This is a genomic window from Arthrobacter gallicola, assembly GCF_014836775.1.
In the GTDB taxonomy this organism is placed as follows: domain Bacteria; phylum Actinomycetota; class Actinomycetes; order Actinomycetales; family Micrococcaceae; genus Arthrobacter_B; species Arthrobacter_B gallicola.
In genome coordinates this window covers 200786-220047 of sequence record NZ_JACSQD010000004.1, presented here as the reverse complement: position 1 = coordinate 220047, position 19262 = coordinate 200786, and the positions used below count along the sequence as shown (strand labels likewise).

The window sequence follows — 19262 nt, the reverse complement described above, 5'->3', positions numbered from 1 at the left end:
TAACCACTGCTTCCTGGAAGGTTTCCCTCCCGCCGAAGCAACTTTACAAGTGTACTCGACAACCTGCGGGAGAGCGAAATTCAGCGGCTGAGCAGGTGAAACAAGAAGTCAGACGAGGGAATCCTGCCAGGCGGCATTCAGGGCCGCGAACCGTCCAGCCCCGCTGGTGAGCTCCTTCGGGGTGCCGTCCTCGACCACTTCACCGTCAGCCATCACCAGCACCCGGTCAGCGATTTCCACCGTAGAAAGCCGGTGCGCAATAATCAGTGCCGTGCGGTTGCCCAGCAGGGATTTCAGTCCCTGCTGCACCAGCCGTTCGCTGGGGATATCCAGGGAGGACGTGGCCTCGTCCAGGATCAGCACCGCCGGATCAGCAAGGAACGCCCGGGCAAAACTGATCAGTTGGCGCTGCCCGGCGGAGACCCTGCCGCCGCGTTTGTTCACATCGGTCTGATATCCCTCGGGTAGTGACTCAATGAACTCATGCGCTCCCACGGCGCGGGCCGCAGCCTCGATCTCCTGCTGTGAGGCCGAGGGTTTGCCCAGGGCGATGTTCTCCGCCACCGAGCCGCTGAACAGGAATGCTTCCTGGGTCACCATCACGACGGCGCGGCGCAGATCCCGCTGCGTCAGGTCCCGCAGATCCACGCCGTCCAGCAGTACCGCTCCGGCGGACGGATCGTAGAAGCGGGCAATCAGTTTCGCCAGCGTCGATTTCCCGGCACCTGTCTGGCCCACCAGGGCCACGGTCTGTCCGGCCGGAATGTGCAGGTCCAGCTGCGGCAGGATGACAGGACCTCCGCCGTAACGGAACTCGACGCCGTCGAACCGAATGTCGCCCCTGGCCGCCGGCAGCGGCACCGGGTGCTTGGGCGGACGAACCGTGGGGATCTCCTCCAGGAGGCCGGAGACCTTCTCCAGTGCAGCCGAGGCGGACTGGAACGAGTTGTAGAACATCGCCATCTGGTCCACCGGCTGGAAGAAACGCTTGGCGTACAGCAGCAGAGCCAGCAGTGCGCCCACCTCCAGTCCGCCGTCGAGCACCCGGTAGCCGCCCACCAGCAGCACCACAGCCACCGTGGTGTTGCCGATCAGGATCAGCCCCGGCTGGAAGACGCCGTTGAGATTGATTGAACGCAGGGTCGCCCGGCGGTAGTCCTCCGCAAGCTCATCATTCTTCCGGGCATTGACGTTCTCCCGGCGGAACGCCTTCACCGCGCGGATACCGGTCATGGTCTCAATGAAGTGCACGATCAGCCGTGCAGAGGTGACCCGCGAGGCACGGTAGGCAATCTGGGACCGCTTCTGGTACCAGCGGGTGAGCAGGTACATCGGTACAAACGCCACACAAAGCAGCACGCCGGTGCGCCAGTCCAAAGCGAAGATACTGACCGCGACGAAGAGCATGTACATGGCCCCGGACGCCAGTGAACTGATACCCGAATCGAGCAGTTCCCGCAGCGCCTCCAGATCGGAGGTCTGCCGCGAGATGATCCGCCCCGAGGTGTACTTTTCATGGAATTCCAGGCTCAGGCGCTGGGTGTGCCGGAACACCCGCAGCCTCAGATCAAGCAGCATCGCCTGGCTCAGCTGTGCGGTGGAACGCACGTAGCCTGCGGTCAGCGCCGCAGCCAGGACTGCCGCCAGCAGGTACCCGCCGCCGGAGAGCAGCAGCGGCACGGAACTGCCCGCGCGCAGGGCGGGAAGAGCGTGGTCGATGCCGTAGGCAATGATCGCCGGACCGGCCACGCGGGCCGCCTGGGAGAGCACCACCAGGACGATGGTGAGGACGAAGCGGCCGCGGTTCGGCCGCAGCAGGGAACGCAGCAGGGCCAGGGAACGACGGCGGACGGCCTGGCTTTGGGCCCGGTCCAGATTAACGTTGTCCTCGCCGGCGGTTCCTGCTCCGGGTCCCGGCACGGCCGGGTCCGCAGGCACGGGGGCGCCGCCGCGGCGGATGCTGAACCGGCTCACAGGACCACCCCGCCGTCGTTCTCAGATTCCAGCTGGCTGTCCAGGTCCTGCGGTGTGGCGGGGAGACTGGCAATCACGTGGCGGTAGTGCTCGTTGCCGGCCAGCAGTTCCGCGTGGGTGCCCACCGCGGAGATCCGGCCGCCCTCCAACAGGGCCACGCGGTCCGCGAGACTCACGGTGGACGGGCGGTGCGCGACCACCAGGGTGGTCGTCTCGGCCAGGACCTCACGCAGCCGGTGTTCCACGAGCTCCTCCGTACGCACATCGAGGGCAGAGAGCGGGTCATCCATAATCAGGACGCTGGGCCGGGCGGCAATGGCCCGGGCCAGGGCGATCCGCTGGCGCTGGCCCCCGGAAAGGCTGAGTCCTTCCTCCCCGATCAGGGTGTCAGCGCCGTCGGGCAGGGAATACACGAACTGGGCCTGCGCCACCTCCAGCGCCTCGCGCAGCAGCAGTTCCGCCTCGGCGTCGTTCGCCGGATCGGCGCCGAGCAGAACATTGTCCCGGACCGAGCTGGAAAACAAAGTGGTGTCCTCGAAGGCGACAGCAACGATGGACCGCAGCTCTTCCAGCGAATACTGGCGCAGGTCGATGCCGTCGATCCGGATGCTCCCGCCGGTCACGTCGTACAACCGGGGGACCAGCTGGAGCATGGTGGACTTCCCGCTGCCGGTGATCCCGACCAGCGCCATGGTTTCACCCGCGCGCAGGTCCAAAGTGACGCCGTCGAGCACGTCATCCCGGTCCGCGGATGCGTCCGGATAGGCGAAGTGGACGTCATCGAACGTCAGCTGGCCATGGACCTCTGCGGGGCGGCGCGGGTGCTCCGGGTCAGTGATGGTGCGTTTGGCGTCCATGACTTCGAAGTGCCGGTCGATGGCGGTTTTCGCCGTGAGGGTCATGGAGAGCAGCGGGCCCATCGACTCAACCGGGCCGGCGACGACGGCGGCCGTGGCGAAGAACGCGACCAGGGCGCCGATACTGAGGTCCCCTGTATTGACCAGCAGGATGCCCCAGACCAGGGACACCGCCAGCGCGGCCTCGGGCAGCAGGGTGACGACCAGAGAGAACTTGGCCAGCGAGTTCGCTTTGAAGACTTCGGTCTGGCGCAGGCCCTGGGCCTGTTCCTCAAACGCGTCCAAGGCTTCGGAGCTGCGGCCGAAGGCCTTGAGCACGCGGATGCCGTGGACGGATTCCTCCACGGCGGTGGCCAGATCCCCGGCCTGGTCCTGGCTCTGCCGGGATACCCGCCCGTAGAAACGCCGGAACCGGAAGCCGTACACGATGATCGGTACGGCAGCCAGCGCAAACACGAGCGCGAGCTGCCAGCTGGTGAGAAACATGATGGTGATCCCGATCAGCACGGTCAGGGCCGTGACGATCAGCATCATGGCGCCGAACGCCATCCAGCGGCGGATCAGGTTCAGGTCGCTCATGGCACGGGAGAGCAGCTGGCCCGATCCCCACCGGTCATGGAACGCGACGGAGAGGTCCTGCAGGTGCCGGTAGAACGAGGTGCGGAGACCGGTTTCCACCGTGGTGGCCGGGGCGATGGCGAATTGCCGGCGCAGGGCCATAAAGGCTGCTTCCAGGATTCCGAGCAGCAGCACAATGCCGGTGGCCCACCACAGTGCGGAGGACTGCGCCCCGGGCTGCAGATAGGAGTTCACCAGGATCCGCAGTACCTGCGGGATGGCCAGCGCGACAATGCTGGCGCCGATGGCGCAGAGGAATCCCAGGAACAGGCGGGGCAGGATCGGTTTAACGTGCGGGTACAAACGCCCCAGGGACTGCCACAAAGTTGTCTGCTGGGGCATGGATCCTCTTCGCACCGGACTGGCCGCACGGTGGGTGCCGGCCGTGTTACCGCTCAATCGTAGGCCACTGCACCCGCGGAGCAGAACCTGAACCCGCGGAGCAGAACGCCGCGGGCCGGAACCCCGCCCGGCACACAGCTGCCGGGAGGCGAAGCAGGCTCCCCACGTGCCGGGAGGGTCAGCCTGCCGGCGGTGTCAGCGTCAGCAGTACGGCCTCGGGACGGCACGCGAAGCGCACCGGCGCGAAGCGGGAGGTGCCGATCCCTGCCGAAACGTTCAACGGAACCGTCCGCCCGTTGTGCTCCCAATCGGTGAGGCCCTTGGCCCGCCAGGTTGGCAGGTCACAGTTGCTGACCAGCGCACCGTACCCCGGAACGCAGACCTGCCCGCCATGGGTGTGTCCGGCGAGGATGAGCTTGGCCCCGCCGTCGGTGAAGTAATCCAGCACCCGCTGATACGGGGCATGCGCCACCCCGATGCGCAGGTGCCGGGCGCCGTGCGAGGACGAGCTCCCCGCCGGGAAGCCGGCGTAGCGGTCGCGTTTCAAGTGCGGATCGTCCACGCCGGAGAAATCCAGGCGGAGTCCGCCCAGGACCATGGACTGGTTCCGGTTGGTCAGGTCCACCCAGCCTGCGTTGCCAAAGGTCGAAAACATCTGTCCGTAGGGGAGCGTCTGGGGCTCTTTGCGCAGCTTGGACGGTGAGGTGAAGTACGTGAACGGGCTCTTAAACACCGGTGCGTAGTAATCGTTGGAGCCCGGGACAAACACGCCTGGGAACCGCATCAGCGGTTTCAGCGCGTCCAGCAGCGGCGCCACCGCGTCCAGATGACTGAGGTTATCCCCGGTGTTGACGACCAGATCGGGCTCGAGGTCCGCGAGCGAGCGCAGCCAGCGGGTCTTGCGGGTCTGCCCCGGCACGAAGTGGATGTCGGAGAGGTGCAGGACGCGCAGGGGTTTGCTCCCCGCCGGCAGCACACCGACTGTTTCGGTGCGGATACCGAAGAAGTTCCGTTCAACCAGTGAACCGTAGGCGAGGGCACCGGCGCCGGCAGCCGCGAAGCTGCCGGCGACCCAGGCGGCGGATTTAAGGGCCGGGAGAGTAGTGGTGGTCCTCAAGGTTAGTCGTTGTCCTGGTTGTTCCCGTTGTTCCCGGAGTTGTTGTTGTTGCCCTGGTTGTTGTTTCCGTTGTTGTTGCCGGGGCCGGAATTACTGGGTGCCGGGGTGGAGCGCGGCGGCGCGGGTGTCTGGCCAACGACGCTGGCCGGCGGATTGGCGAACGGATTGGCTTCATACTGCCCGGCGACGCGCTGGATGAAGTTCTTCCAGGACGGGCCTGCGATCAGCGAGCCGTCGACTTCCGGGTAGATCCGGCCGCCGATCAGCTTGTCCGACATGGTGGTGTTGTTGGACTTCCAGTTGCCGATCCAGGATGCCGTGGAAAGGCCGGTGCTGTAGCCCATGAACCAGGTCTGCGACCGGGTGTCATTGGTGCCGGTCTTTCCGGCGATCGGAACGCCGACCTGCAGGTTGATGCCCGATCCGTTGGTCATCACGCGCTGGGTGGCCATATTGACGCCCTGGGCCACTTCCTTCTTCATGACCTGCTTGCAGTCCTGCTCCGGCACGGGCAGGTCGGTTCCCTCCGGCGTCTTGATGGATACCAGGGCACGCGGTTCACACATGAGGCCTTCAGCGGCAAACGTGGCGAAACCGGTGGCCATGGCCAGCGGGGATGCGTCGCCGCCGCCACCGAAGGTGGAGGGCGGATTCACTTCAAGCATTTCCCGCTCGCCGGAGGCTCCCTTGCCGTTGTGAACGCCGGCAGCGAAGGCGATCTCCTGGAACTTGCAGAGGTCCAGTTCCCGGGCTTCGGCCAGAGTGATGGTGTTGAGGGAGTTGGCCAGGCCGTCAATGACGGTGGTGGTTTTGTAATTGGTGTCGCCGTAGTTAATGGGCGTCCATTCGGTGGTGCTGATGTACGCTCCGCCGTAGCAGCTGGCGTTCCAGGGAGTACCCACCGGGTAGGTCCGTTTGCTGCCGTTCAGGGTGGTGTTCAGCGTCTTGCCCGCGTCCAGCCAGGCTGCAACGGTGAACGGTTTGTAGGTTGATCCGGGCTGGAACCCGCCGAGGCCGCCGAGGTACTTATTCGGATCGCCGTCCTGATAGACGTCGACGTTAAAGTTCTGCACCGAGTTGCCGGCCGCCAGTTCCGGGGTGTAGCGCGTGTTCTGCGCCATGACCTTGATGTTGCCGGTCCGCGGCTCCACGCTGACCATGGAGTGACCGATCTCAGCGTCGGTGGTGTCCGGGTTCGCGGTCTCATTGATTGCGGTCTGGGCCGCGTTCTGCAGCACCGGGTCCAGGGTGGTGGTGATGCTCAGGCCCCCGCGGTACAGCAGCTTATCCCGGTCGTCGTAGGTGGCGCCGTAGCGCTCGTCGTTGAGCACCAGCTGCTTGACGTAGTCACAGAAGTAGGGTGCCTGTTCGGCTCCCACACAGCCGTTCAGTACGGGGGTGAGATTCAGTTCCAGGCCGGTGGCAACCGCTGCATCATGTTCTTCCTGCGTGATGCGGCCCTTGTCCAGCATGGCGTTCAGCACCAGGTTCCGGCGCTCGAGGGACCGTTCCGGGTTCAGTTCCGGACTGTAGTAGGTGGGACCGTTGACGACGCCGGCCAGCAGTGCGGACTGCGCGATGCTCAGATCCTTGGCATCGACGTTGAAGAAGTACCTTGAGGCCGCCTGAACACCGAACGTGGTTCCGCTGAACGGCACAATGTTGAAGTAGCCCTCAAGGATCTCGTCCTTGCTGAGTTCCTTTTCGACGGCGATGGCCAGCTTGATCTCGCGCAGCTTGTCACCAACTGTCTTCTGCCCGCTGAAGACCACCTCACCGCCCTCCTGCAGGTTGGTATCGATGATCACGTTGTTCACGTACTGCTGGGTGATCGTCGAGGCGCCGCGGGTCCGGTCGGAAGTGACGTTGGAAACGATGGCGCTGAAAATGCCCTGCAGGTCCACGCCGCCGTGCTCGTAGTAGCGGTCGTCCTCAATGGCCAGCATCGCGTCCACCATGTGTGGCGAAACTTCGTCCAGCGTGACCGGCTGCCGGTTCTCCTCATACAGGGTGGCGATCAGCGAGCCGTCGCTGGCGTAGATATTGGAGGGCTGAGCCAGGGCACCGCGCTGGAGTTCCGACGGCAGCTGGTCGAAGAACTGCAGCGAACCGGAGGCCGCCGTACCGGCAGCAGCAGCTGCGGGAACCAGCAGCCCGGCGGCGAGTACACCGCACAGTGTGCTCACCCCAAAAAAGGCGACAATTTTGCCCAGCGTGGTAGCCGTGTCAAAAAAAGGAGATTTGCGAGCTGCCATGCCGATCAGTCTACAAGCACACGCTAGTCTTTGGATCATGAGCAAATGGGAATACTTCATCACGCCGCTGCCCCTCCACACCCCGGGCGCGGTCCTGAACATGCACGGCGAAGAAGGCTGGGAACTGGTGCAGATCACCCCGGCCCCTAACGGCACCGGAGCCGTGGCCTACATGAAGCGGGAGAAAGCCTAATGAGCGCCGGACCGGAGGCTGTTTCCGCCGTCGAGCGCCGCCTGGCTGAACTGGGCCTGACCCTGCCCGGCGTGGCCGCACCCGTCGCTGCCTACGTTCCGGCGGTTGTGACCGGCAACCACGTCTACACCTCGGGTCAGCTGCCGTTCATTGACGGTGCGCTGCCCGCAGCCGGCAAGGTCGGTGCGGAAGTCTCCGCAGAGGACGCCAAGGCATACGCTGCCCGCTGCGCCGTGAACGCCCTTGCCGCCATTAAGGCACAGATCGGCGATCTCGACCGGGTGACCCGGATCGTCAAGGTCGTCGGCTTCGTGGCGTCGGACCCGGGCTTCACCGGACAGCCCGGCGTCATTAACGGTGCCTCCGAACTGTTCGCCCAGGTCTTCGGCGAGGCGGGAAGCCATGCCCGTTCCGCCGTCGGCGTTGCCGTACTTCCGCTGGATGCTCCCGTGGAAGTGGAAGTGATCGCTGAATTTGCCTAGTTTTCCCACCCGCTACTTTCAGTTGCCTCCCTGGCAGGAGGCGGCTGCACAAAGCTGGTTCGAACGCGGCGAAACCACGCCCCGCAAACCGCGGCCGGCGTCGTCGGTGCTGCTGCTGCGCGACTCCCGGGTGGGGGCGGAGACGTTCCTGCGCTACCGCAGCGGCGAGTCCCCGCTGGGGAAGATCGCGTTTCCCGGCGGGAGCCTGGAACCAACCGACGACGACCCGGTGGCCTGGTACGGTCCGTCGCCCTCGGACTGGGCCAAGGCGCTGGGGCTGGATGATCCCCAGCAGGCCAGGCGGCATGTGGTGGCCGCGGTCCGTGAGCTGTTCGAAGAGACCGGGGTGCTGCTTGCCGGACCGGACTCATCCACCCTGCTCGAAAGCAACCGCGGTCCGGACTGGATGGCCGCGCGCGTGGGCATCGCTGCCGGGGAGAAGTCCTTCCCGGAACTGCTCGCACGCCGCGGGCTGGGACTGCGGACCGACCTGCTGCGGCCCCTCTCCAACTGGCGGACGGCGGACTTTGCCCTCCGCCGCTTCGATACCCGTTATTTCGCAGCGGTCCAGCCCATCGGACAGGACACGTCCCTGCTCGAGGGCAAGGGCATCTGGGGACAGTGGTGCGCCGCGGCGCGCGAAGCGGAGCGGGCGAACACCACCGGGCTGGGGGACGAGGTCGGCCAGCCGGACACAATCGGCCTGACCCTGGAGCAGCTCACCGTCCCGGCGGTGCTGCTGATGATCGAGAAGCTGGCAAAGGCCCGCGGCTGCATCGCCTACCTGGCGCACCGCCGGCCCACCGCGGTTTACCAGCCGGAGCTGGTGGAAGCAGACGGAAAATACGTTCTGCAGGTCACGGGCACCGATACCGCGGAAGGCTCCGGCCAGCGCGGACGCTAACCATCCCAGCAACGCAACGGCACCGTTTCCCTGCGGGAAACGGTGCCGTTCTGCGCTGTGTTTTTCTGTGCTGCTGTGCTGCTGTGCGGGTTTAGCGCGAGCGCTGGCGCAGCCGCTGCACATCCAGAATGACGACGGCGCGGGCTTCGAGCCGCAGCCAGCCGCGCTGGACGAACTCCGCGAGTGCCTTGTTAACGGTCTCGCGGGACGCGCCGACCAGCTGGGCCAGCTCTTCCTGGGTCAGCTCATGAGCCACCAGGATGCCGTCCGTCGCCGGGCGGCCGAAACGGTCGGCAAGATCCAGCAGGGCCTTGGCAACGCGGCCCGGAACATCCGAGAAGACCAGGTCCGCCAGGGACTCGTTGGTACGCCGCAGGCGGCGGGCCAGAGCCTGCAGCAGCTGGACGGAAACCTCGGGGCGGGTCTCGATCAGGGCACGCAGGTTCTCATGCCGCAGTCCGGCGAGGCGGGTCTCAGACACCGCGGTAGCCGTGGCAGTCCGGGGACTGGGGTCAAAAAGGGCCATCTCGCCAAAGAGCTCGCCCGGGCCGAGGATAGCCAGCAGGTTCTCGCGGCCGTCCGGGGCTGAACGCCCCAGCTTGATCTTTCCGGACACGATGAAATACAGCTGGTCACCCTGGTCGCCCTCGCGGAAGACGGAGGCCCCGCGCGAAAGATCGACCTCGGTGAGCTCGTCGGTCAAAGCGGCGAAGACGTCGTCTCCCAGTGAGGCGAACAAAGGCGCACGGCGCAATACCTCGATATCCATGAAATCTCCTGTAAATAGTTGTCGCTTGTACTATCTTGCCGCACTGAACGTCCATGTGACACCCGTAATAGCGTTGTTCGCCCTCGGATGATAAAAAGCCCTGCCGCGCTGTGGCCCACACAACACCGCCGGGGAATCGTCGGAGCGGCCCGCTAGAATCGTGGATTAAGGGGCTCAGCCGGCAGCCGCACGCGTCATTACATCCTATGGGAGCTGTTTGTGCTCGGACTCACCGTTCTGGACATCATCCTGCTGCTCGCGCTGCTTTTCTACCTTCTCTCTGGCCTGCGCAACGGACTGGCCGTAACTCTTGGCGGCATCGTCGGATTCGTCGCCGGCGCCGCTGCCGCCTTCTTTGCCATCCCGCTGGTTTCCGGCTGGGTGCCTGATGAAGGCTGGCGGCTGGCAGCGGTGATCGCCACCGCCGTCGTGCTGGTCCTGGTAGGTCATGCCGCCGGTGCGGCGCTGGGTGCGGGGGTCCGCCGCTGGTTCAACTTTCCGCCGCTCCGCGCCCTGGACCGGATCCTGGGCGGGGCCTTGAACGTACTGGTCGCGGCCCTGGTGATGTCCATGCTGGCCTTCAGCATCGGCACGCTGGGCATGCCGTTTTTGTCCCAGCAGATCGCTTCCTCCCGCGTCCTGACCACAATTGAGGCGCTCACGCCGACGCCGGTCAAGACCTGGACAGCGCAGGTCCGCTCCTTCACGCTCGCCGAGGGTCTGCCCCGGATCTTCGACGGCGCGGTCCCGGAGGCAGCGGAAATACCGTCGGAAGGCATCAGCTCCGAGGCGCTGACAGCCGCGTCCGGCTCCGTGCTGAAAATCACCGGCACCGCGTTCCAATGCGGGCAGAACCAGACGGGCTCCGGGTTTGTTATTGCCGAGGACCGTGTGGTCACCAACGCACACGTGGTGGCCGGGGTCAGCGAACCCGTGGTGCAGGTGCCGGGCAAGGGCGTGCGGCCCGGCCAGGTGGTGCACTTTGATCCGGCCCGCGATCTTGCGGTGATTGCCGTCCAGAACCTGGACGCTGATCCGCTCCGGCTGGGAGAAGAGCTGCCCACCGGAACCACGGCGGCCTTCGCCGGGTATCCGGCAGGCGGCCCCTTCCGCCTGCAGCCGGCCAAGGTCCAGAGCCTGGGCGACGTCTCGGTCCGCAGCATCTACGGCACATCGCCGTCGATCCTGGAGGTCTACACCGTGGCGGCCAATGTGCAGCAGGGCAATTCCGGCGGGCCGCTGCTGGATATCGACGGCCGCGTGGCTGGTGTGGTGTTCGCCAAGACCACGGGGGACCAGCCGATCGGGTATGCGCTGTCCCTGGCCGAGCTGGCGCCGATCGCCGAAGCGGCGCCGGACTATCTCAGCCCGGTGTCGCCCGGCGAATGCATCAGTGAGTAGCCGCGGGCAGCTGCCGCAGGTTTGCTACTGCCCGGCCTTGGCGTCCAGTGACTCCGCGAGGAAATCCACGGCCATCCGGTAGCCGGCAATTCCGGCCCCGCAGATCACAACTTCAGCCACCGCAGAGATATACGAGTGGTGGCGGAACTCCTCCCGCTTGTGGATGTTGCTCAAGTGCACCTCCACCACGGGCAGGCCCACGCCGGAGAAGGCGTCCCGCAGGGCCACGGAAGTATGGCTGTACGCGGCCGGATTGATAATGATGGCGTCAGCAAGCCCGGGAGCTCCATGGATCGCATCGATGAGATCGCCCTCGTGGTTGGACTGGATGCAGTCCACGGTCCAGCCATGGGCCTGGGCAGCGGCCAGAGCGGCGGCTTCGACGTCGTCGAGGGTGCCGGTGCCGTAGACGGCCGGCTCGCGGGTGCCCAGCAGGTTCAGGTTCGGGCCGTTCAGGACCAGGAGGTTGCGGGTGCGTTCAGTAGTCATGGGATCAACTATGCCGCAACCGGGGTTCCGGCTTCCGACCGGGCACGCTGGCGTGCCAGCCGTCCGGCGGCCAGTGCGCCGCCGACGGTGATCAGCGACATCAGCGCCAGCACCGCGCCGGGATGCCACCAGGCCGCCCCGGTCATATCGGAGAAGAGCTGGGTGACCGCCGGGGTGAACCCCGCCAGAATTCCCGCAAAGCTGTACGCCAGGGACATGGCGGTCACCCCGGTGCGTGCCGGGAATAGATCCGCCATCAGCCCGCCCAGCGCCGCCCAGGCCGCCGTCGGGAAAATCCCGCCGATCAGGATGGTGAGAATGTAGACCGGCTGGTTGGCGATGCTGATCAGGTAATACAGCGGGAAGGAAATCAGCAGGGTGCAGGCGGCGCCCGCTGCCACCACCTTTGCCGAGCCGATCCTGGTGGCGAGCCAGCCGAAGGCCGGAATAGTGGCCAGCTGCAGAATCGAGCCCACCAGCGCGGCGTTCAGGACCGTGGATTCTGACAGGCCCAGCTCCGACACACCGTAGGCCTGCGTGTAGGTGGTCATCAGGAAGTAGGAGCCAATGCCCAGCAGCGCAGCGGACATCGCGATGACGACGGCGGCACGCTGGGTGCGGAGCACCTCGAGGACCGGCACCCGGGCCACCTGGTGGTGTTCAGCGACGTCCTTGAAGACAGGGGTCTCATCGATGGCCAGGCGGAGATACAGCGCCACCGCCATAAAGGGGAAGGCCAGCAGGAACGGGATGCGCCAGACGCCGGCTTCCATGGCTTCGGGGGAGACCTGGGTGAGGATCAGGAACGTTGCGGTGACCATGATGGTGCCGACCGGAGACCCGATCTGCGGGATCGCGGCGAAGAGGGCCCGTTTCTTAGGTTCGGCGTGCTCGCTGGCGATCAGGACGGCGCCGCCCCATTCACCGCCGACGGCCAGGCCCTGCAGCAGGCGCAGGGCCACCAGCAGGATCGGCGCCCAGACTCCGACGGTGTTGTAGTCCGGCAGCAAACCGATCACACCGGTGGCCACACCCATCAGGACGATGGTGTAAATCAAGGACTTCTTCCGCCCGATCCGGTCACCGATGTGCCCGAACAGCACGGCACCCAGCGGCCGGGCAATAAAGCCCATGCCCAGGGACAGGAAGGCCAGAAGGGTGCCGGTCAGCGGGTCCACGTCCGGGAAGAACACGCGGTTCAGGATCAGTGCGGCGGCGGTGCCGAAGACGTAGAAGTCGTAGGATTCCAGGGCGGTTCCGACGAACGAGGCTCCGGCGACCCGGCGGGCCATCCGCGAACGCTGGGCGGGATTCACAGCTGTGGGGGTAGTAGACACAAATCCTGATTGTGCTACCTGCTCCGCGCTTTTGCCACTCGATGAGCCCAAGATCACGCTGGGTTGCAGTGGTGGCGTTTCGCCGTCGGCCCCCACTCTGACCTGCGGCGATCCGGCCGAAGCAGTTCCTAGCCGGTGCTTCCCGGCCGGACGTGAAGCTGCAGGACGGCCCGGCCTGCCTGGAGCATGCCGGCTCCCACACTGCCGGGCTCCGAGACGTACCCGTGCACCATGGCGCCGTCGCGCAGCATCAACAGCTGGTCGGCGGCGGCTTCCGGCTCCGCGGCGCCGAGGGCAGCCACCAGTGATGTCACCAGGGCGTGGAACCAGGTGCGGTGCCGGTCAACGGCGGCCCGTACCGGATGCCGGGGATCCGGGTATTCCGCGGCGGCGTTGATAAACGGGCAGCCGCGGAAACCCGGGCGGCAGGCTTCTTGACCCATGGCGGCCGCCAGGGCGGTCAATGCCTCGCAGGGGTCTTCCGGCAGCAGCCCGGCGGCCTCGCGGATTCTCCGGGACTGCTCATCAAGGTAGGCGGCCACCAGGTCATCCTTCGTGGGGAAGTACCGGTAAAAGGTCACCTTGGTGGTGCCTGCCGCCGCGATGATCTTGTCGGCGCTGACGGCCCGGATGCCTTCGCGGTAGAACAGGCTGCCGGCGGCGTCCAGGAGGCGGTCCCGGATGGGCCGGGCCCTTGAGGGAATCTCGGGTGCCATGGATGGAGCCTCCTGCGGATCATTGGCGTTAAGTAGACGTACTAGTTAGTCTACTTGGTGAGCGGCGGATAATCCCGTCCTCGCACAAGCCATTTTCCGACCTGAGGAGTTTCCATGAGCGCCCTTTACACAGCAGTTGCCACCGCCACCGGCGAGGGCCGGGACGGCGCGGCCCGCACCAGTGACGGGCTGCTCGAGGTGGACCTGACCGTTCCGAAGGAAATGGGCGGTGCAGGAGGTGCAACCAACCCGGAGCAGCTGTTCGCCGTCGGCTACGCCGCATGCTTCCACTCCGCGCTGAAGCTGGTCGCCCGCCGCGCCAAGGTAACCATCAGTGACAGCGCCGTGACCGCCGAGGTGAGCATCAACCCCACTGAGGAAGGCGGGTTCCAGCTCGCCGTGGCCCTGCACGCTGAGATGTCCGGCGTGGAGCAGGCCATGGCAGACAAGCTCGTTGAGGAAGCCCACCAGGTATGCCCCTATTCCAACGCCACCCGGGGAAACATCGAGGTGGAGGTGGACGCCGTCGTCGGCTGACCGGCCTTTCCATCCACAACGCAACGGTGCCCCCTTCCCGGCCGGGAAGAGGGCACCGTTCTTTTGGGGCGCAGGGCGGAGACTACTTACGCAGCGACTCCGCGATCTGGGACATCACCGTGTTGTCCGCCAGCGTGCTCGAATCGCCCGGTTCGCGGCCTTCGGCCACATCCTTGAGCAGACGCCGCATGATCTTGCCGGAACGGGTCTTGGGCAGCTCCGGGACCACCAGAATGTGCCGCGGCTTGGCGATCGGGCCGATCTCCTTGCCCACGTGGTTACGCAGGGTAGTGACAATATCGTCGTCGTCCTTGGCACTGCCGCGCAGGATAACGAACGCCACCACGGCTTCGCCGGTGGTTTCGTCAGTCGCGCCGACGACGGCGGCCTCCGCCACCGAGGGATGGCTGACAAGGGCGGATTCAATTTCCGTGGTGGAGAGGCGGTGGCCGGACACGTTCATCACGTCGTCCACCCGGCCGAGCAGCCAGATATCGCCGTCCTCATCCTTCTTCGCCCCGTCACCGGCGAAGTACATGTTGTCGAAACGGGACCAGTAGGTTTCCTTGAACCGCTCCGGATCCCCCCAGATGCCGCGCAGCATGGCGGGCCATGGTTCGCGGACCACCAGGAAACCACCGGAGCCGTTCGGCACTGACTCGCCCATCTCATCCACCACGTCCACCGAGATGCCCGGAACGGCAACCTGGGCGGAGCCGGGCTTGGTGGCCGTGATGCCCGGCAGCGGAGTGATCATGTGGGCGCCGGTCTCGGTCTGCCACCAGGTGTCAACGATCGGAGCCGGGGTTTCCTTCTTGCCGCCGTTGCCGCCAATGACGGTGCGGTACCACATCCAGGCTTCGGGGTTGATGGGCTCGCCCACACTGCCCAGCACGCGGATGGAATCCAGATTGAACTTCTGCGGAATGTCCCGGCCCCACTTCATGCACGTGCGGATCGCCGTCGGCGCCGTGTAGAGGATGCTGACCTTGTACTTCTCCACCAGTTCCCACCAGCGGCCCTGGTGCGGGGTGTCCGGGGTGCCCTCGTACATCAGCTGGGTGGCGCCGTTGATCAGCGGGGCGTACGTGACGTAGCTGTGGCCGGTGACCCAGCCGATGTCCGCCGTGCACCAGTACACGTCGCTCTCCGGCTTGAGGTCGAAGGTGGCCCGGTGGGTGAACGCGGTCTGCGTCAGGTAGCCGCCGGTGGTGTGCAGGATGCCCTTGGGCTTTCCGGTGGTGCCGGAGGTGTAGAGGATGAACAGCGGGTGCTCGGAATCATGCGGCACGGGGGTATGCTCGGCGCTCGCGGAGGAGACGACGTCGTCCCACCACACATCGCGCCCCTCGGTCCACTGCACCGGCTCACCGTTGCGCTTGACGACGACGACGTGGCCTACCGTGTGTCCGTCCTTCTGCAGGGATTCGTCCACCGCAGGTTTCAGCAGGCTCGGCTTGCCGCGGCGGTAGGAGCCGTCGGCCGTAACAACCAGCTTGGCCTCGGCGTCGTCGATCCGGCTGCGCAGGGCATCGGCGGAGAAGCCGCCAAAGACCACGGAGTGGACTGCGCCGATCCGGGCGCAGGCCAGCATGGTGATGACAGCTTCGGGGATCATCGGCAGATAGACGGCCACCCGGTCGCCCTTGCTTACGCCGAGGGATTCGAAAGCGTTGGCCGCCCTCTTCACCTCTTCGGTGAGCTGGGCGTAGGTGTAGGTGCGGGTGTCGCCGGGCTCGCCCTCGAAGTAGATGGCAACGCGGTCGCCGCGGCCTTCCTCGACATGGCGGTCCAGGGCGTTGTAGGAGGCATTGAGTTTTCCGCCCACAAACCATTTGGCGAACGGGGCGTCAGTCCAGTCCAGGGTCTGGGTGAAATCCTCGTCCCAGGAGAGCAGCTGCCGTGCCTGCTTGGCCCAGAAGTCCGGGCCTTCGGCGGCAGCCTCCTTATACAGTTCAGGCTGTGCCACTGCGGCGGCGGAAAATTCTGCGCTGGGCGGAAAACTGCGGTGCTCATGGTACAGGTTCTCCAGCGCGTCACCATGCTGTTTGACCGGTTGCTGATCAGACATCGCGGACCCTTTCGATTGGCTCGAACCCGGCCTTGGGCCGGGCTGGCGCCCGGCCGGCGGGGGTTATTCGGATGTTGTCCTAACCCTAACGCCGGAAGAACGAGGTTGTGGCACCGCTCACATCGGGCTGCGTCAAGTGGGGTAATTATGCGGTAAACGGTAGCTTCTGCAGGCTGCCGAAGAGGTGGTCCGGGTAGTCTGTCCTGCTGGCTTTGACTAGGCTGTCATTGAAAGCAATCCGCTTGTGGCCCTGCGCATGCGGTGTCCTGCACGGTCGGCGCACCCGCCTTCCGGTTGGCTGCTGTCGGAACGGAGACCAGAATGAACCATCCCCATGTCGAGAACGAGGCCAGCACAGACGCGAACGCGCCGGCGCCGCGGCAGGCTTCGGCGGAGGGAAACCGGCAGCACGCACTTGCCGGTCCGTTCGGGCTGCGTGACATTGTGGTGGGTTCAGCCGTCCTGGTGATGCTGGTGGGCAGCCTGCTGCCCTTCACCATCGGCAGCGGCCTGAACCTGTGGACTGCCTTCAGCCTTTTCTACGTTGGCATCGGCATCATCATGCCCCTGGTCACCGCGGGCCTGTTCCTTGCCCGGCGGCTCGCTCCGGACATGAAGCTGCGGGTGGGCTCGCTGTCCGTGGATCAGTTCGCTTCCGTGATCGCCGTTCTGGCGGTCATCTTCTTCTTCCTGCAGCTGGTCTACGTCTTCAGCATTGGCTCCCTGATCGGCCTGATCGGCTCCGTGGTGCTGGTGGCAGCAACAACTCTCGCGCCGCACATCCCGCCCTTCTCGGAGGAGTTCCAGGGCCGCAGGGAGATTCCGGCGCACCCGGCGGCACGGGACGCTCTGCCGCTGCACCGCGCGCCTAAGCCTGTCCCGGCGCCCAAGCCCGAGGGCCCGGCCGCCGGAACGCCGGTTGCTCCGGCTGCCGCCGGAACGTTTGGCCGGAACCCGGCCGGTGCCGCCCAAGCCAGTGCCGCCCCGACGGGTGCCGCGCAGGCGGCCGGCGCGGACCAGGGCCGTTCCGCTTCCAACGCTGGGCAGCAGGACCGCACCAACACCGGGCAGCCTGCCCAGACCAGGGCTGACCAGCCCCAGGCGGCGGGAACCGGTGCCGCCGGTCTGTCCGCCGGCGCGGCCGGTGCGGCTGCGGGGACTGCCGGTGATTCCGGCGCGGCGTACTCAGCCGGAGCAGGCGCGGCGGGTGCCTCCGCAGCGGGCTCCGGCGCCCAGGCGGCGGCATCGCCGTCAGCCGCTTCCTCGCCCGCACCTGCAGCTGGAACGCAGGCGCCCGCAGAAGAACATTCCCTGCCCGCCACCACCGTGAACCCGGCCGTGGCGCCCGGCACGCCGTCGTCGGCCAGCCAGCCTGCCACGCAGGCACAGGAGTCCATTTCCGCCACCCGGGAAGACAACGAGAACGTGGTGGAGGCCTTCTGGTTCGCCGTCGGAACGCCGCGCCAGATTGTTGACGAGCGCACGGGCCTGCCGCTGTTTATGTTCTACCCGGGTGACTGGGAACTGGGGCTTGAAGACCGCGGGCACGAATTCCTGGTCCAGGACAAGCGCACCGGCCGTATCGGTGTACTGCGGGACCTCTCCAACATCGAGCGCGTCAGCGACGACAACTCCGGACACTAAACCTTGTCGATGCCCCGGCGGGCCCTCCAGAACGGGGGCCCGCCGGGGCATCGCTGACTGTGAAGGATACGAACTCCATGGCAACCGGCAACGATGCCTCCCTGCTGGCCCTGAAACGCCGGGCCCGGAAAATCAACCGGCTGCTGGGGGAGCTCTACCCCTACGCGGTCGCCGAGCTGGACTTCACGAACGCCTTCGAACTGCTCATCGCCACGGTGCTCTCAGCCCAGACCACCGACGTCCGGGTCAACGCCGTCACCCCTGTCCTCTTCGCCAGGTACCCCAACGCGAAGGCACTGGCAGAAGCGGACGAGGCCGAGCTGCAGGAACTGATCCGGCCCACGGGGTTCTTCCGGGCCAAGTCCGCGGCCATCAAAAAGCTGGCTACCCAGATCGTCGATGATTACGACGGCGAGGTCCCCGACAAGCTCGAGGACCTGGTCAAGCTGGCCGGCGTGGGCCGCAAAACCGCCAACGTGGTGCTGGGCAACGCCTTCGGGGTGCCCGGGATCACCGTAGACACCCATTTCCTGCGGCTTTCCAGGCGGTTCGGCTGGACCACGTCCAAGGACCCGGTGAAGGTTGAACAGGACGTGGCGGAGCTCTTTGAACCCAAGGACTGGACGCCGCTGTCCAACCGGGTCGTGTTCCACGGGCGCCGGGTGTGCCACGCCAAAAAACCGGCCTGCGGCGTCTGCGCCGTCGCGCAGCTGTGCCCGTCGTTCGGCGAAGGCGAGACCGATCCGGACAAGGCACGGAAGCTGCTCAAGTATGAGCTGGCACCCGGGCGGGAAGAACTGCTGGCCCGGATGATGGCCTCGGAGACGCGGGCTGAGCTGCGCGCCGCCGGTTACGGCCTCGAAGCGTGAGCGCGCAGGCCCAGCTCGAAGCCTTCGGCGCGCTGGTGACGGAGAGGCAGGAGAGCTTCAGCGCGGATCTTCGTTTTATGACCCGCGCGGTTGATCCGGCCCGCGCCCGGCAGGCTGCTGTCCTGATCCTGTTTGGTGTGCTGGACGAGAATCCGGCGGATTTCCATGGCACTGCGGTGCCCGATGACCTTGATCTGCTGTTCGTGGAACGGGCGGCCACGCTCAACTCCCACCCCGGGCAGATCGCGTTTCCCGGCGGAGGCGTGGACGAAGCCGACGACGGTCCGGTGGCGGCAGCGCTGCGGGAAGCCACCGAGGAGACAGGACTGGACCCAACCGGTGTCCGGGTGCTCGGCACGCTGCCGCAGGTTGGCCTGCCGGTGAGTAACTTCCTGGTTACGCCGGTCCTGGGCTGGTGGGACCGGCCGACTCCGGTGGATGTGGTGGACAAAGCTGAATCGGCCTCCGTCTTCCGGGTTCCGGTGGCGGACCTGCTTAACCCGGAGAACCGGCGCACCACGGTGGTGGCACGCGGGGGGCAGGTGCACCGCGGCCCGGCGTTCCTGGTGAACGGGGTAGTGGTCTGGGGCTTTACAGCGCTGATCCTCGACAGCCTGTTCAATCAGCTGGGCTGGACCCTGCCCTGGGACAGCTCGCAGGAAATGGTGCCTGAGGTCTAGCCGACGG

Annotated in this window: 17 protein-coding genes; 8 read left to right on the top strand and 9 right to left on the bottom strand. The window is 66.1% G+C overall.

Features of this window, described 5'->3' with window-relative positions; translation table 11 throughout:
* Positions 1–108: 108 nt before the first annotated feature.
* From H9639_RS10460 to H9639_RS10445, 4 genes are all read right to left on the bottom strand, one after another.
* Positions 109–1920 (bottom strand): ABC transporter ATP-binding protein, encoded by a 1812-nt coding sequence (locus H9639_RS10460; protein ID WP_191808147.1) that lies wholly within the window; start codon positions 1918–1920, stop codon positions 109–111.
* A 50-nt stretch (positions 1921–1970) separates the two neighbouring features.
* A complete protein-coding gene (locus H9639_RS10455; protein WP_191808022.1) occupies positions 1971–3791 on the bottom strand; it encodes an ABC transporter ATP-binding protein in 1821 nt (606 codons plus the stop codon).
* 178 nt (positions 3792–3969) lie between these two features.
* Positions 3970–4908, bottom strand: a complete 939-nt coding sequence (locus H9639_RS10450) for a metallophosphoesterase (RefSeq protein ID WP_191808021.1) — start codon at positions 4906–4908, stop codon at positions 3970–3972.
* A 2-nt stretch (positions 4909–4910) separates the two neighbouring features.
* Positions 4911–7163, bottom strand: a complete 2253-nt coding sequence (locus H9639_RS10445; RefSeq protein ID WP_225219458.1) for a transglycosylase domain-containing protein — start codon at positions 7161–7163, stop codon at positions 4911–4913.
* Between the two features lie 37 nt (positions 7164–7200).
* Here H9639_RS10445 and H9639_RS10440 point away from each other — a divergent pair, with 37 nt between their 5' ends.
* From H9639_RS10440 to H9639_RS10430, 3 genes are read left to right on the top strand one after another with little or no spacing between them, the layout of a single operon-like run.
* A complete protein-coding gene (locus H9639_RS10440) occupies positions 7201–7356 on the top strand; it encodes a DUF4177 domain-containing protein (protein ID WP_151723881.1) in 156 nt (51 codons plus the stop codon).
* Positions 7356–7838, top strand: a complete 483-nt coding sequence (locus H9639_RS10435) for a RidA family protein (protein ID WP_191808020.1) — start codon at positions 7356–7358, stop codon at positions 7836–7838. The genes H9639_RS10440 and H9639_RS10435 overlap by 1 nt, the downstream gene beginning before the upstream one ends.
* A complete protein-coding gene (locus tag H9639_RS10430) occupies positions 7831–8742 on the top strand; it encodes an NUDIX hydrolase (RefSeq protein WP_191808019.1) in 912 nt (303 codons plus the stop codon). The genes H9639_RS10435 and H9639_RS10430 overlap by 8 nt, the downstream gene beginning before the upstream one ends.
* 91 nt (positions 8743–8833) lie before the next feature.
* Here H9639_RS10430 and H9639_RS10425 read toward each other — a convergent pair whose 3' ends face one another.
* Positions 8834–9511, bottom strand: coding sequence for a Crp/Fnr family transcriptional regulator (locus H9639_RS10425; protein ID WP_055239104.1), 678 nt, complete (start codon positions 9509–9511; stop codon positions 8834–8836).
* 219 nt (positions 9512–9730) lie between these two features.
* Between H9639_RS10425 and H9639_RS10420 the strand changes: the two genes are divergently transcribed.
* On the top strand, positions 9731–10912 hold the full coding sequence (locus tag H9639_RS10420; RefSeq protein ID WP_191808018.1) for a MarP family serine protease: 1182 nt from the start codon (positions 9731–9733) through the stop codon (positions 10910–10912).
* Between the two features lie 24 nt (positions 10913–10936).
* On the opposite strand, the gene aroQ is transcribed toward H9639_RS10420, so the two are convergent.
* The 3 genes from aroQ to H9639_RS10405 form a co-directional block, all read right to left on the bottom strand.
* Positions 10937–11401 carry a type II 3-dehydroquinate dehydratase gene (gene aroQ / locus H9639_RS10415; RefSeq protein ID WP_191808017.1) on the bottom strand — a complete coding sequence of 155 codons (465 nt, stop codon included), beginning with the start codon at positions 11399–11401 and terminating at the stop codon, positions 10937–10939.
* An 8-nt stretch (positions 11402–11409) separates the two neighbouring features.
* Positions 11410–12738, bottom strand: coding sequence for an MFS transporter (locus tag H9639_RS10410; RefSeq protein ID WP_318242056.1), 1329 nt, complete (start codon positions 12736–12738; stop codon positions 11410–11412).
* Positions 12739–12866: 128 nt separating this feature from the next.
* Entirely contained in the window at positions 12867–13454 is a 588-nt protein-coding gene (locus tag H9639_RS10405; protein ID WP_191808016.1) for a TetR/AcrR family transcriptional regulator, read from the bottom strand.
* Positions 13455–13568: 114 nt separating this feature from the next.
* Between H9639_RS10405 and H9639_RS10400 the strand changes: the two genes are divergently transcribed.
* Complete coding sequence (locus tag H9639_RS10400) at positions 13569–13991, top strand: organic hydroperoxide resistance protein (protein WP_191808015.1); 423 nt, start codon at positions 13569–13571, stop codon at positions 13989–13991.
* An 82-nt stretch (positions 13992–14073) separates the two neighbouring features.
* Here H9639_RS10400 and acs read toward each other — a convergent pair whose 3' ends face one another.
* A complete protein-coding gene (gene acs / locus H9639_RS10395; RefSeq protein WP_191808014.1) occupies positions 14074–16062 on the bottom strand; it encodes an acetate--CoA ligase in 1989 nt (662 codons plus the stop codon).
* A 321-nt stretch (positions 16063–16383) separates the two neighbouring features.
* Between acs and H9639_RS10390 the strand changes: the two genes are divergently transcribed.
* From H9639_RS10390 to H9639_RS10380, 3 genes are all read left to right on the top strand, one after another.
* Positions 16384–17706, top strand: coding sequence for a hypothetical protein (locus H9639_RS10390; RefSeq protein ID WP_191808013.1), 1323 nt, complete (start codon positions 16384–16386; stop codon positions 17704–17706).
* A 77-nt stretch (positions 17707–17783) separates the two neighbouring features.
* The gene (gene nth, locus H9639_RS10385) at positions 17784–18575 is read left to right on the top strand and encodes an endonuclease III (RefSeq protein WP_191808012.1); all 792 of its coding nucleotides are present in this window, start codon (positions 17784–17786) and stop codon (positions 18573–18575) included.
* A 77-nt stretch (positions 18576–18652) separates the two neighbouring features.
* A complete protein-coding gene (locus H9639_RS10380) occupies positions 18653–19255 on the top strand; it encodes an NUDIX hydrolase (RefSeq protein ID WP_191808144.1) in 603 nt (200 codons plus the stop codon).
* Positions 19256–19262: the final 7 nt, after the last annotated feature.